This window comes from Vibrio chagasii (assembly GCF_024347355.1).
GTDB classification, from domain to species: domain Bacteria; phylum Pseudomonadota; class Gammaproteobacteria; order Enterobacterales; family Vibrionaceae; genus Vibrio; species Vibrio chagasii.
Genome location: NZ_AP025465.1, coordinates 1,939,612 through 1,952,666 on the forward strand (window position 1 = coordinate 1,939,612; position 13,055 = coordinate 1,952,666).

Below are 13,055 nucleotides of genomic sequence, written 5' to 3' on the forward strand. Positions count from 1 at the left end.
AAAAGGTTTTGTCGAAGATTTCCCTACATGCTTAACCGCGATAACATCGTCGCCCCTTTGAAAGCGACGACAAGTATTACTCACTTAGCTGTTTGACTGATGTCCAGTCTTCTTGGCTAGCTTTTGCATAGCCTCGGCGAACGTTGTTGTTCCACCTTTCGCCTTAACTTGCACAACCTTGTAACCCATGTTTTCTAGCGCTTGCCGCTCTGCCAATACTGCTTGGTCGTCTTGTTGGCTACCTTGAGCTGGCTGATGAATGTAACACCCTTCTAGTTGTCCATCTTCGACCAATTGGTGGTGTTTCAGTGCTTGGATATCAAAATTCATAAGTCAGTCTTTTCATTTAAATTGGAAGTCTATCTGGCAAAAGCCACCAGCATTTTTCATGTTGTCATTTGTACCATAAGGTACTTTATACATGAAGAACGAATCGAATGACCAAAACGCTTACTCATACAACTAGGCGTTGTCTTATATTTCGGAGCTCAAGGTTAAAACTTCGCTAGTAAACAACTCTCTTAACCACTGATTGACGATGTCATCATTCCGATTGCTGTGCCAGTAAACACTGAGTGAAGGCTTGATGTATTCAAAAGGAATCTCTAGAAGCTTAATTCTATCCTTACAGAGGTCAGCACTACCGTGAGGTTGGTGGTAACAGTATAACCGCGCCTTTAGTTTAATGCTTCAAACAATTAACTTCGTTCCACCGGATTAACCTTGACATCAACAGTGGATCAGTAAGTTTAAGTGCCCGATCAAAGTAATAGATTTGCTCAGCTAAAATCCCTTTAGGTCTAGGTTTTTATGTAGGAAGTGTTTGACGCGAGGAAGACGCCATAACGTTGTTCAGTGAGGAGTGGATTGATCTTAAAAATAACGTAGTGCGCAGATCAGATCATCTCATCGCGCTAGTAATTAAGGGAGTCGAATTATACCGAAAACTATCTCTTCCGAAATACGGCCGAAACTATAGTAGATATAGTGAAATCCTATAACTCTTCTTGACGTGTACCTCTTAATATTATTCCTACCTACCCACATCTGTTCTTAATTCGGTCGTTTAGGGGCCAATTCAAAATCAGTACTGAAAACATACCTTCATTACAAAAAAATATACAAATAGATAATAGTATTGTCATTTAACTATTGATTGGTTTATAAAAATTAAAATATCAAGTTGGCTTTATATAAATTTTACAACAATCAATAAAACTGAGATCTTGTGCTAAATACCGATACAGAAATCACTAACTAAGTTTTAAACATATTCACCTTATTGATAGGTTAATCCTGTAGGGCAATTGCTCTATTAATGATAAAAATTAAAATAAGGATTATTTATGAGACCATCTTTTACAATCAGTATGGTACTTGCGACGACAGTAGTTGGCTTTCAGTCTTATGCAAACAATATCGATACACCACACTCTCTTACTGACTCTATTGCTGTTGCAAAGAATGTCGCTGCACAAAAGCAATCACTAGCGTTACAAATAAGTGCTCGCTACATTGACATTGAGTCTTCTCTAAAAAAGCAAATCAGCGAAAAAAGTTTATCGACGCCATTAGACACACTGAACTCGGCTCAACCCTACTCTGCCTTTTCAAGCAAGATGCACAAAGCCGATCTTAGCTATCGTAAGATGAAAGGGATCGACGACTTCAGTGATTCTGTCTTAGAAATTAGGATGGCTGATGAAGCCATGGTTGAAGCCTGGAAAAATGGAGAAAGCCCACTGTTTGCTTACGAACCATCGGGCGATGATTCAAATTGGCAATACATCGAAGCTTACGATGTGTATGGGCAAGTTCATGAATTAGACGTGTACCAAATGCCCGATGTTCCGGTATTTGTGATCGACAGCAATGGTGCCGAAGAACTCAAGGCTGGGTTGATGACCATGCAAGCTGAAATGCAAAAACAAGGTACAGACACACAACTTAACTCAGGCAGCAACAGTGCTAGCAGCAAGCACAAAGAACCTCAAAAGCAGACGCTATTTAACAGTGATGCGCGCTCTTTAGCTGAATCGGAGCCTGAAGAGTTGAATACCACTCAGTTAACCAAGATTCGCTTAGCCATCGATAGAGAACCGTGGATCTCAGGCAAAGCGGAAATCTACGCTATCGTCACTGGAGTAGATTCAAGTCGTATAGCTCCACAAATCGACTTAATTGAGATGCCTTACTTAGACTACGACAAACAGACTTACTATCCGAGCCAAAGCATCATCTTCTGGCCTCGTTACCGCTGGGGGGCTGCAGACATGATCTTGATGGAACATGATGATGGTACCAACTATAAAGACCTAGCGAAGCTGCTGGTGCAAGCCGCTGAAGAGATTTTGAAAATGATTCCAGACCCAGAAGTACAGGGTTATACGATCATTCCTCAGATCACCAGTAAAATCATTGAGCTGATCCCAAACAATGTGTTGGTTAATGACGATGATTTTGTGGACGTCTACTACACCTTAATGCAAAACACTCCTTATATTGACCGTCCTGGAGCAGGTGGTAATGCTGTAGCTTCTTTCACTCCTATCACGATATTGCCAACAGAATAATGCGAGACTCTTAAAACTGAATAAAGCGCATAGGCCTTTGTCTATGCGCTTTAAGTCTTGTTACTTAGAGAGAGTAATCAAACACGATGATGTCATCCAATAGCGGACGAAATACCTCTTTCAGTGCATCGTGCTCTGGATGTGGTAGATAGTTTTGTCGCCCCGCTTCATCGGCAAACGTCATCAACACAGAATGACTATAACCTTGGTTCTTGTTCTCTGGACTATCATTTAGCCCCCACTCTACTGAAGTTACACCTTCAACCTTACTTGGCATTGCTTCAAACAGCGCCTTTAGCTTTTCAACCTCTGAAAGCTCCGCATGTTCTTTGAATTTGATCAGTAAAATATGACGTATCATCTGCTCTTCCTTTCCACGCATTATCTAATGCAGCAAAACCTTTAACAGTGAACAAAATGCCACACGTCACACACCATGCCAAGGCTTGTTAGTTACTAGTCTGCCATTAGAAGATTCCCATAACGAAAAATGCTGCCCCCTAAGGCACAGCATTTTTATGGCAATGGTAGAACGTTCAAAGTGGTAAGCACACTTTAAAAATTAGTCACGGCGACCTGTAAGCTTAATCGCTTGGTTTTTATCAACGTTCTTTTGGAATTGGATTCCGCCATTAGAAGCTTCGTTTCTTCCTTCAAGCACTAAGTCTGACTCTACACGCTCTGCCTTCACTTGATTGCCTTCGCTTCTTGTCATATCGATAGTGCCGGTATGTGTACCGTTAGCAGCAAAAGCAGTGTTCATTGAAAGTGCCATCAAGCCAAGTGCAAGTAACTTATTCATACATCACCTCGTTGTATTTCTAATTATCTGTTCGTCTAATATCTGTGTTGCTTTGTTGAGGTAACTTTAACGACTGAGAGATAACGACACGAGGAAAAGCGAGATTTACCAAATGGAAAATCAAAGGATTAGCGATCTTCTGACGTTGTCCTGTCTTAGAAGTTGTGCATTGCCACTATGCTATTAGAGTCACATGATTTCTGGCGGCTTAGCGCACAGAGATTGCTGCCTATAAAAGGAATGATTTGGAGAGCCTATGGACATCAACCTCGATATTCAAAATATCCTCGTCATCAAGCGGATGTATGAACTTCGTAATGTAGGACTGGTAGCAGAGTCGCTAGGAAAAACTTCTGGAGCGATCAGTAAGAACCTTTCAAAGTTAAAAACCCAACTTAACGATCCACTGTTTATTCAAACCAAACACGGCTTCGAACCCACGACCTTTGTTGAAAATAACATCAGCAACTTCGAGCAGATACTGAGCAGCATCGAGGCCATCAAACATCAAGACTTCTCTCCAGAATCTTATCGAGGCACGATCAAAATCTACGCGAACACGCTGTTTTGGGAACGTTTTGGATCCAAACTCTACTTCGCTCTCAGCAAAGAAGCCCCGAATGCTCACTACTCATTCCTACGATGGGGAAGCAGCAATGCTAGAAACCAACTCATAGACGGCGAAGAGGCGATAGCGGTGCACTACTTTGATGAAACCTTACCGCAGTCGATTTCTCAAATGGACTTCGGAAAAGGAAAAGTGGTGTTCTTTGTAAGAGAGGACCACCCAGCGAAAGACTTTGAATCGCTCGCCAACTATCCGACGGTTCTATTTAAAACACCTGGATGGAATGACAATAAGTACCCAATTCTGGAGCGTCTCAGAAACATTGGCTTTGAAATAAACCCTAGAGCAGATATCGATCACCCTGCGATGATTCACGATATCATACTCAATTCAGACTATTTTGGAATTACGCTCAGTGGCAGCGTCCCAGAAGGCTGCCGTAGTATGGAACTACCTGAAAAACTCACTTTCGATGTGCGCTATGTGATGAGCTGTCGTCGTTCACAAAAAGAGGCACCATTAAATCAGTGGCTATTCCAAAAACTATAAGCGACCCTAAAAAACAAACAAGCCTAGCCTCTACCTATTTCGTCTCAAACTTAACCAAAGGTACCATTTGCCTACTTCTCCCCAAAAAACAAAAGGCTCCAAAGGAGCCTTTAATTATGGTTCTGATGACTATTCGCTTATATTTTTATTTTAAAATGCTTCTTCGAGCGTTGGTTGACTCTTTTTTTCAGCTTGATTCTCATAGGTTTCCACCTCTTTCAAACGCGCAGTGAAATGCCTTAGTACTGGTGGTTCATAAACAAAATCGAGCCCTTTCACTTTGCTCGCGTTCTCTTTTACTTTTTCGAACGCTTCAATAATGAAGTCCATATGCGTTTGAGTGTAAGTCGCGCGTGGAATGGTTAGGCGCAATAGCTCAGCAGGACATGGATGCTGCTCACCTGTTGCTGGGTCTCGCCCTTGCAGCAATGAACCAATCTCAACGGCTCGAATTCCCGCTACTTTGTATAGCTCACACGCTAAAGCATGGGCTGGGAACTGACCCGCCGGAATGTGTGGAAGCAGTTTACCCGCATCAACAAACGCAGCATGGCCGCCCGCTTGTTGGCACACAACGCCAATCGCTTCTAAACCATCAACCAGGTATTGCACCTGACCGATGCGGTACTCCAACCAATCTTGGCGCATGCCGTCGTATAACCCAACCGCAAGGCGCTCCATAGCACCGCCCTCTAAGCCACCATAGGTTGGGAAGCCCTCTTGAACCACACACAAAGTCCGACACTCTGTGTACACATCCATGAATGAGTCGTCTTTAAAGCACAACAAACCGCCCATTTGCACCATTGCATCTTTCTTAGCTGACATCGCCAAACCATCTGCGTACTTATAAGATTCGCGAGTGATTTGTTCGATGGTCCAATCTTGATAACCCGGTTCACGCTGCTGAATAAAGTAAGCATTTTCAGCGTAGCGAGCCGAGTCCATGATGACGGGGATATCGTACTTGTGCGCGATTTCGTACACAGCTTTCAGGTTAGCGATAGACACAGGCTGTCCACCAGCCGAATTACAGGTAATGGTACTCACAATGTAAGGGACGTTTGCAGCCCCCGCTTCCAAGATCGCTTGTTCAAGCTTCTCGATATCGAAGTTACCTTTAAAATCAGCATTCACAGAGGTATCAAACGCTTCTTTGGTATAGACGTTTTTCGCCACGCAGCAGTTCACTTGAGTGTGGCCTTGTGTGGTATCGAAGAAGTAGTTCGACAAAGCGACCATTTTGCTGCGATCGAGCCCCTTTTCAATTTCACGCTTCTTAATCAGAACAGGGATGTAAATCTGCTCAGCGCCGCGACCTTGGTGAGTAGGAATAGTCAGCTCATAACCGAAGATATCTTTCACCGCGTTCGACAGTGCGTAGTAACTGCGACTGCCACTGTAGGCTTCATCACCCATCAACATCGCTGCTTGCATACGTTGTGTGATTGAGCCGGTACCGCTGTCTGTCAGCAAATCGATGAACACATCATCACTGTCGAGTAAAAATGGGTTCATTCCCGCTTCGACAATGGCTTGCTCACGGTAAGCGTAGGTGGTTCTTTTTACTGGCTCTACAACACGAATACGAAACGGTTCTGGTAGATGTTTGAAATTTTCCATAATAATACCTTTCAACAAATTCAGCTTAGGGAGAAGAAGCCAAATTCATTATTTTTAGATGTCACGAGTCATCACTATTAATTTTATTTTCACGAACTATCACACTCGTGATAATTACTATAAAAATTAATAGCTAGAAATAAATTATTAAATCAATAATGTATTGATTAGGATCCAATTAATAATGACCAAGAGCTAAATAACAACTGCATGAAACTAACAACTAATGTATTAGTGACCGCATTGCTTAGCGCATTAGTCAAAGACAAAACTAATCGGATTGGCAAAGCTCAAAGGCTCCGCTGGCGCGTGACGCCCAGAGGGTACTACTCTGAAGAAAGGTGGAAAGAGAGCTGATGATCTAAAGTATACCAAGCTAACAGGGTTAGCCATGTTGTTGATTGCCATTTCAGATACATGTTCACAATATATCCCTACGTTGAAATCAAGGTGATCCGAAATTTAAATATAGTGCAATTATTTTATAAATAAAGACGAATAAATCATAAATGTGATCAATATTTAGAATCATAATTTTATGTTTTATTGTCTGATATCACACTATCATGAATTCGACTTAATGCACTATTATACTAGTTCATTATTTTGAAAGTAATAATAAGTTCAAGGGACAAAAGTTCATAAATATAAAAGAAATGGTTTACCAAAGAGATATTTAGGCTTACGAATATCGCTTTGGTATTGTTGGTTATTTTTTCTTGGTGACTTGTTTTATCGCCATCTCAGCCAGCTTAGGGGTCGCGGCTTTCAAAGCACTCGGAGCAACCTTCTTGCCTGCTTTCATGGCTTTATTAAGCTGGCCTTTTACCGAAGTTCCTCTGTTGATAGCTTCGAGACGCTGACGATTTCTCTGCACGTTATTGGCATCTGCAATGTGCTCTATTAGCGTCTGTTTCAAAGCCTCTAAACCAAACTGTACCTTTTCAGGTGCAATCGCTAGTGGTAAAGCAATATCAGGCTTCAGAAGTGTTTGATTGTATTCAAGGGCCTGAGCAATGATCTTAGCTTTTGCCGAGGTTGGATTCTCCAAATCGTAAGGTGGCTGCCACTCTTCCGCAGGCTTTAACCGATCGACTTGGTTAACCACGGTGATCACAATTGGCTGCTTGCGCGAAATGTTCTTGGGATCATCATAAAACGCATCAAACTTATCTTTAAGCTGCTTGTCCAGTTCACGAGCAGACTGATTCGCTTTAAGTACCCATAACACCACATCAGCTTGAGTCATCTCTTTAAGCATCACAGCTTCGGTTTTGGCATCGCCATCCAACCCTTGAAGATCAACCACTCTCACATCGTTGTCATCTACAAATGCGTTGTAAACCGTAGAGCTGTCCGTTGATGGTAGAACATCCACCTCGGCAACCATTTCCTCTTTGAGAGCATTGATAATCGATGATTTACCAGAGCTCGTTTGCCCGACCAGTACAATCCTCACTGGTTCTAATTCACGAGCGAAACGCTTCTCGTCGACCTCTGAAACATCAGACGCTTTTAACGCTTCATCTTCAATACTGAAACGCCCACTGTATAAATCGATCGCAACGGCTGCCACTTCATCGAGCAAGGCTTGTTTCGCTGCATATTGCATGTCATCCACAACGCCCTTTGTCATAGAAGCTGTCGCTTGCTCACGACCTAAGTCAGAAATAACCTTCAATGGATTCAAATACAGGTTTTTAAGGTGATTCCCCCAAATCGCCGCTTTGAAGATCTTCTGCCCCAACTCACCATATTTATCATAGGCTTCGTAGCCCGCCTTGATGTAAGAAACCTTTAGGTATTCGATGCCCGGTATGTGCTCTTTTACCACCACTTTGTAACGATGGCTTACCTCTTCAAACAGCTTAAGTCCTTCTGGAATTGAAAAATCGAGCGACTTCTTACCAAATTTTTGGGCGACGAATTCCAGCACCTGCAAACCGGTTTGGTCTAGATTGCCCCACTCAATATGATCAACTAATTGTTGACGAACGTAATATTTCGATTCATTCCAAATCGACAGTTCAGCTTGAGACCATTCATTCGAGGCTTTGACCAACGCATCGTCGATGTTGTGATTCGATGACTCAGTTCTAGCTTCATCTGTTGTATTTTTTTCCGCATCACTATTGGTTGAATTGCGTGACGAACGGCTAGAGATGTATAACGGAATAGTGAACAGCAAGGTACTCACAGCAATAGCTATCGACAGTTCCAGTAGATAGCCATACTTGATTGCCAAGAACAGACCAAAGCCCATCATGATGATGCTCGGAAAGATCGCCGAAATCAGAGCGATGCCCCACCGCCCGCTCGACAACACAGCGAGCAATCTAAATAAGTTCTTAATTTTCTTCATAACCCGACGCTGCCTTACCTTTTTTCAGGGATTCTTTATAGATTTTTTGCATCTCTTGTTCAGAAACTTCTTCGCCTCTGTTCTTGTGATAAAAGTAGTAACATGCCGCTCGGCCAAGACCATAACTGGTACCAAAACTCATTGCTGCAGCAGCAACGGCGCCAACCGTTTGCCCATACACAGGTATCAACTTAACCAATTGCCGAGTGCCAAGCTTCACTCCATATTGCACCGCAAAGCTACTGCCTAAAGTACCAATAAGTTCACTAAAAACTCTCTTATTCCACTCAACCCCATATTGATTGGCCAAACTGTGAAGCATTTTCGCTTGAATCGCAGGCACAGACACCAAGCCCACGCCTGGAACTAAATCGCTAGCCGCTGCACTTCCCGCATACCAAAGCACTTCATTTTCGACCTTGTCAAAGTTAGCTTCTTCTTGCGTAGCGTGTTCTTTGTCTTGCACCATCATCCCTATAACAGGGAGCATGTTGGTCAACCGTTCTAACAATAATTCGAGGTTATAGACATCATCATTGTCGCTCTCAAAATCAACCGCGACTGATTCAAAGCCTTTACCCCACACCTTCTCTACTTGTTGAGTGTTAAATTGAACTTGCCTTGCTCGATCTGTTTCACTGGAAAACAACACAGCGGTATGAACAAGCAACAAGTGTTTAATCTTCTTCTGTTTCTTAATCTGTTTTAGAGCAGTAAGCACGGTGGATTGTTCAGGTTCGTCGGCTTTCATCACCACCACTAACGCATTACCCGCTTGACCGATTTCTTTTAGGTCCTCGTCGGGTTCATAATCCGCTTCACCCAAACCACGAGTATCAAGAAAGCGCATCACAGGTTTGTCTTGAGGGAACGCATACGACATGGCTGTCATGGTACATGGTGCAAATCCGTTTCCGACTTCGACTGAGGAATCACCCGTGACCGCTTGAATAAACGATGATTTACCTGCACCCGTTTTGCCGAGCAGCCACAAGGTTGGCAAATGTTTACGTTGATATTCGTGTGCCTGAGTCAGGTCAGGATTCTTGCTCGGGTTAATGAAGTCTTTGACTTGTTCAAACATGATTAGGTTAACTCTCACTTGATGTTGAGGTTCGGGTTGGTGACAAGTTGCGATGACCTATATAATCTCGATATCGCATTCAACTTACATTTGTTCATCTACGACGATTTGCAATGCTTAGGCGTTTGTTTTTATGAGCTTATTTTAGTACATGCGCGTCTATTACGTATTGATATAGACTCCAACCTACTGCTACAGTTTGTGCGATAAATCAAAACCATCGAACAAAAACTCAGAGAGCTCAAAAAGAAGTATGGAACAAATTTATTTAGCGGGTGGTTGCTTGTGGGGCGTACAAGAGTTCATTAAGTATGTGCCCGGCGTGATACGCACAGAAGCAGGTCGTGCTAATGGACGTTCTCAAATAAAGGATAACCAAAGCAAACCAAGTGAATACGATGGCTACGCAGAGTGTGTACAAATTGAATTTGATCCAAACCTCACCTCAGTAACCGCGCTAGTGGGCCACCTTTTTGAGATCATTGATCCTTACAGCGTCAATAAACAAGGTGTTGATGTAGGCGAAAAGTATCGCACTGGCGTGTACAGCACCGAAGCCAAACACTTAGCTGAAGCGGAGCGCTATATCGCATCACGTGAAGACGCCGAGCGCATCGCCGTAGAGGTGTTGCCATTGACCCATTATGTTGCCAGCGACGATACCCACCAGCATCATTTGAGTCACTTCCCTGAAGATCATCACTTATGCCACATCCCTTGGGATCTTCTGCATAAATACAAATCATAGTGCAAAGCTTAACCTTGCGGCCTGTCTTCATTCACCATCTGTCCGGAACCTCTTCGTAACTCCGTAGGTAAACAGAATCATTTTTAGACGGCCCCCTACGTCAAAATTCACTTCAAAAAGTTCCGTTCCCGTTGCCTTCAATAATGAAAACTTGAAACCCAGTAATAGCTACTGACAGTAGTTACGAGAAGTGAAATGCTGTTAACACATTGGTTACACTTTCCTCCCGTCCAATAAAAAGGTGTCATTATGAAGAAATACATCCCAATATTGATTGCTCTTAGTACGATGTCCTCAATGAGTTACGCAGCGACTCCACGTGAAGATGCTGTAGACTATTTACAGATGCGTAAAGGCGTGGCTTATCAAGTAAACCACTCAAAGCCCTTTACCGGTCAATTTGACGAAAAGTTCGATAACGGTCAGATCGCTACTCAAGCCCAGTTTGCCGATGGTCTGGAGCTTGGGTTAGAAACCAATTGGTATCCAAATGGACAGATCGCTTCCAAAGTCAATTACGTCAAAGGTCAATTACAAGGTAAAGCAGAAACTTGGTATCCGAATGGGCAGAAAAAAGCCGAGCTAAACTACAAAGACAACGAACTTTCGGGCGTCGCAACTCGATGGTATCCAAATGGCGAAAAGAGCCTAACTGCAGAGTACAGTGAAGGGCTAAAAGATGGCTTGGTGACCGACTACTACACGAATGGCAATAAAGCGACAGAAGCAAAATTCGATGATGGCGAAATCGCCAACGGCAAATTGACCCGCTGGAACCTCAACGGGGATAAAGTAGAAGAAGTGACCTTTAAAGATCACCAGGTCACATCTAAACAAGTTTGGATGCCTACACAAAGCTAATTCCTGTCATTGTTTAGAGGATATAACAACGCTCACCACGTTAGCGTATACAACCTAACCTGAAACCAACGAGCATTCGTTTACTAACTTTTGAATGCTCGTATTGCCTTCCTATTTAATACTTTCACGTTTTATCTACTAACGCCAAATATCAGAACTTCGCTCAAATTATAAAACGTGACTTACCATGCAAGACAGCGCACTCTCCTAGATGCCGTCACTGACCTACTCTTATAATTAAGTACTTTGTTTAATAATCAGGGGTTTGCTTAGCCTGAAGCAAACCCACCGCTATAGTGGGAACTAATTTATGACAACCTTGAATGCACAGTTAGCAAACCTGAAAGTAATCCCTGTAATCGCCATCAACCGCGCTGAAGATGCCATCCCTTTAGGCAAGGCACTAGTTGAAAACGGAATGCCATGTGCGGAGATCACGCTACGAACAGAATGTGCTATCGAAGCGATCTCTATCATGCGTAAAACGTATCCGGACATGTTGATCGGCGCGGGTACTGTACTGACTACAGAGCAAGTAGACGCATCTATTAATGCGGGTGTTGATTTCATCGTTAGCCCAGGTTTCAACCCTCGTACCGTGCAACACTGTATCGACAAGGGGGTTGCAATCGTGCCGGGAGTGAACAATCCAAGCCTTGTTGAACAAGCAATGGAAATGGGTCTCCGCACGCTGAAATTTTTCCCGGCTGAGCCTTCAGGTGGCACAGCAATGCTCAAAGCCTTAACGGCCGTGTATCCGGTTAAGTTCATGCCTACTGGCGGTGTTAGCTTGAAAAATGTAGACGCGTACCTTTCTATTCCTTCTGTATTAGCATGTGGCGGTACTTGGATGGTACCAACTAACCTTATCGACGAAGGTAAGTGGGACGAGCTTGGTAAACTAGTGCGAGATGCTGTGGATCACGTTAACGATTAGTCAGTTTTGGCCTTTATGTTAAGCCCTTCAGTTGTGGGGCTTTTTATTTAAATTTTAAATCAGTTTCTAAACTGGCAAAACAACACATTTACGGATGACTCATCACAAAAAACTCACTATTGCTTGCTTATATGGCACTTGCACTATCGGGAGCGGCGCAAGCCGACCAACTCGAAGACATTCAAAAATCAGGCACGCTACGTGTCGGTACTACGGGCGACTACAAGCCGTTTTCTTACTTCGATGGTAAAAGCTACTCAGGCTATGACATCGACGTCGCACAGCACATTGCAGAGCAATTGGGCGTAGATTTACAGATCGTTCGTACTACATGGAAAGATCTCATTACGGATCTTGATAACGATAAATATGATATTGCGATGGGTGGTATCACGCGCAAAATGCAGCGCCAACTGAGTGCAGAACAAACTCAAGGCTACATGACCTTTGGTAAGTGTTTCTTGGTCGCTAAAGGCAAGGCAGAACAGTACAACAGCATTGAGAAAGTAAACCTCTCTTCGGTACGTGTTGGCGTAAACATCGGTGGCACCAACGAGATGTTTGCAGATGCCAACTTGCAGAACGCAAGCTTCACACGCTACGAGAACAACTTAGATGTGCCGCAAGCCGTTGCGGAAGGCAAAGTTGATGTGATGGTAACCGAAACTCCGGAAGGCCTATTCTACCAGGTAACCGACGAGCGCCTTGAAGCGGCTCGCTGTGAAGCACCGTTTACCAACAGCCAGTTCGGTTATCTGATTCCTAAAGGTGAGCAACGTTTGTTGAACACTGTGAACTTCATTATGGATGAGATGAAACTGAAAGGTGTTGAAGAAGAGTTCCTGATTCACAACTCTCTTAAATAGTCCTTTAAAGTTATAGATAAAAAAATAGGCCAGCATTGCTGGCCTATTTCGTTATTTTAATCCGCTCTTACCATCGGGCCTA

12 protein-coding genes are annotated in these 13,055 nt (G+C 43.3%); 6 read left to right on the forward strand and 6 right to left on the reverse strand.

What is annotated here, in order from left to right; all coding sequences use genetic code 11:
- Window positions 1-84: 84 nt before the first annotated feature.
- Entirely contained in the window at window positions 85-330 is a 246-nt protein-coding gene (locus tag OCV52_RS09000) for a hypothetical protein (protein WP_137408019.1), read from the reverse strand.
- A gap of 1,016 nt (window positions 331-1,346) precedes the next feature.
- On the opposite strand from OCV52_RS09000, the gene OCV52_RS09005 reads away from it, so the two are divergent.
- A complete protein-coding gene (locus tag OCV52_RS09005; protein WP_137408020.1) occupies window positions 1,347-2,573 on the forward strand; it encodes a DUF3103 domain-containing protein in 1,227 nt (408 codons plus the stop codon).
- Window positions 2,574-2,637: 64 nt separating this feature from the next.
- Here OCV52_RS09005 and OCV52_RS09010 read toward each other — a convergent pair whose 3' ends face one another.
- Together OCV52_RS09010 and OCV52_RS09015 are read right to left on the reverse strand one after the other, a co-directional pair.
- A complete protein-coding gene (locus tag OCV52_RS09010; RefSeq protein WP_390903394.1) occupies window positions 2,638-2,955 on the reverse strand; it encodes a Dabb family protein in 318 nt (105 codons plus the stop codon).
- 180 nt (window positions 2,956-3,135) lie between these two features.
- The gene (locus OCV52_RS09015) at window positions 3,136-3,375 is read right to left on the reverse strand and encodes a hypothetical protein (protein ID WP_105024789.1); all 240 of its coding nucleotides are present in this window, start codon (window positions 3,373-3,375) and stop codon (window positions 3,136-3,138) included.
- 256 nt (window positions 3,376-3,631) lie between these two features.
- Here OCV52_RS09015 and OCV52_RS09020 point away from each other — a divergent pair, with 256 nt between their 5' ends.
- Window positions 3,632-4,492 (forward strand): LysR family transcriptional regulator, encoded by an 861-nt coding sequence (locus OCV52_RS09020; protein WP_137408022.1) that lies wholly within the window; start codon window positions 3,632-3,634, stop codon window positions 4,490-4,492.
- 150 nt (window positions 4,493-4,642) lie between these two features.
- Here the strand turns inward: OCV52_RS09020 and tnaA are convergent, their stop codons facing one another.
- The 3 genes from tnaA to OCV52_RS09035 form a co-directional block, all read right to left on the reverse strand.
- A complete protein-coding gene (gene tnaA, locus OCV52_RS09025; protein ID WP_137408023.1) occupies window positions 4,643-6,115 on the reverse strand; it encodes a tryptophanase in 1,473 nt (490 codons plus the stop codon).
- Between the two features lie 709 nt (window positions 6,116-6,824).
- Window positions 6,825-8,477, reverse strand: a complete 1,653-nt coding sequence (locus tag OCV52_RS09030; RefSeq protein ID WP_137408024.1) for a GTPase family protein — start codon at window positions 8,475-8,477, stop codon at window positions 6,825-6,827.
- On the reverse strand, window positions 8,464-9,561 hold the full coding sequence (locus OCV52_RS09035) for a YcjF family protein (protein WP_137408025.1): 1,098 nt from the start codon (window positions 9,559-9,561) through the stop codon (window positions 8,464-8,466). Before OCV52_RS09035 ends, OCV52_RS09030 begins: the two co-directional genes overlap by 14 nt.
- A 253-nt stretch (window positions 9,562-9,814) precedes the next feature.
- Between OCV52_RS09035 and OCV52_RS09040 the strand changes: the two genes are divergently transcribed.
- The 4 genes from OCV52_RS09040 to OCV52_RS09055 all read left to right on the forward strand — a co-directional run bounded on the left by OCV52_RS09040 (window position 9,815) and on the right by OCV52_RS09055 (window position 12,973).
- Window positions 9,815-10,309: a peptide-methionine (S)-S-oxide reductase gene (locus OCV52_RS09040; protein ID WP_137408026.1), complete on the forward strand. Its 495-nt coding sequence runs from the start codon at window positions 9,815-9,817 to the stop codon at window positions 10,307-10,309.
- Between the two features lie 249 nt (window positions 10,310-10,558).
- Window positions 10,559-11,170: a toxin-antitoxin system YwqK family antitoxin gene (locus OCV52_RS09045; protein ID WP_137408027.1), complete on the forward strand. Its 612-nt coding sequence runs from the start codon at window positions 10,559-10,561 to the stop codon at window positions 11,168-11,170.
- A gap of 310 nt (window positions 11,171-11,480) precedes the next feature.
- The gene (locus OCV52_RS09050; RefSeq protein WP_102425167.1) at window positions 11,481-12,107 is read left to right on the forward strand and encodes a bifunctional 4-hydroxy-2-oxoglutarate aldolase/2-dehydro-3-deoxy-phosphogluconate aldolase; all 627 of its coding nucleotides are present in this window, start codon (window positions 11,481-11,483) and stop codon (window positions 12,105-12,107) included.
- Between the two features lie 101 nt (window positions 12,108-12,208).
- Window positions 12,209-12,973, forward strand: coding sequence for a transporter substrate-binding domain-containing protein (locus tag OCV52_RS09055; protein WP_206383569.1), 765 nt, complete (start codon window positions 12,209-12,211; stop codon window positions 12,971-12,973).
- The last annotated feature ends 82 nt before the right edge of the window (window positions 12,974-13,055 follow it).

Excerpts from the sequence above, each read along its gene's own strand:
- OCV52_RS09000 (WP_137408019.1), bottom strand. The coding sequence starts at position 330 with ATGAATTTTGATATCCAAGCACTGAAACACCACCAATTGGTCGAAGAT.
- OCV52_RS09005 (WP_137408020.1), top strand. The coding sequence starts at position 1,347 with ATGAGACCATCTTTTACAATCAGTATGGTACTTGCGACGACAGTAGTT.
- OCV52_RS09010 (WP_390903394.1), bottom strand. The coding sequence starts at position 2,955 with ATGCGTGGAAAGGAAGAGCAGATGATACGTCATATTTTACTGATCAAA.
- OCV52_RS09015 (WP_105024789.1), bottom strand. The coding sequence starts at position 3,375 with ATGAATAAGTTACTTGCACTTGGCTTGATGGCACTTTCAATGAACACT.
- OCV52_RS09020 (WP_137408022.1), top strand. The coding sequence starts at position 3,632 with ATGGACATCAACCTCGATATTCAAAATATCCTCGTCATCAAGCGGATG.
- tnaA (WP_137408023.1), bottom strand. The coding sequence starts at position 6,115 with ATGGAAAATTTCAAACATCTACCAGAACCGTTTCGTATTCGTGTTGTA.
- OCV52_RS09030 (WP_137408024.1), bottom strand. The coding sequence starts at position 8,477 with ATGAAGAAAATTAAGAACTTATTTAGATTGCTCGCTGTGTTGTCGAGC.
- OCV52_RS09035 (WP_137408025.1), bottom strand. The coding sequence starts at position 9,561 with ATGTTTGAACAAGTCAAAGACTTCATTAACCCGAGCAAGAATCCTGAC.
- OCV52_RS09040 (WP_137408026.1), top strand. The coding sequence starts at position 9,815 with ATGGAACAAATTTATTTAGCGGGTGGTTGCTTGTGGGGCGTACAAGAG.
- OCV52_RS09045 (WP_137408027.1), top strand. The coding sequence starts at position 10,559 with ATGAAGAAATACATCCCAATATTGATTGCTCTTAGTACGATGTCCTCA.
- OCV52_RS09050 (WP_102425167.1), top strand. The coding sequence starts at position 11,481 with ATGACAACCTTGAATGCACAGTTAGCAAACCTGAAAGTAATCCCTGTA.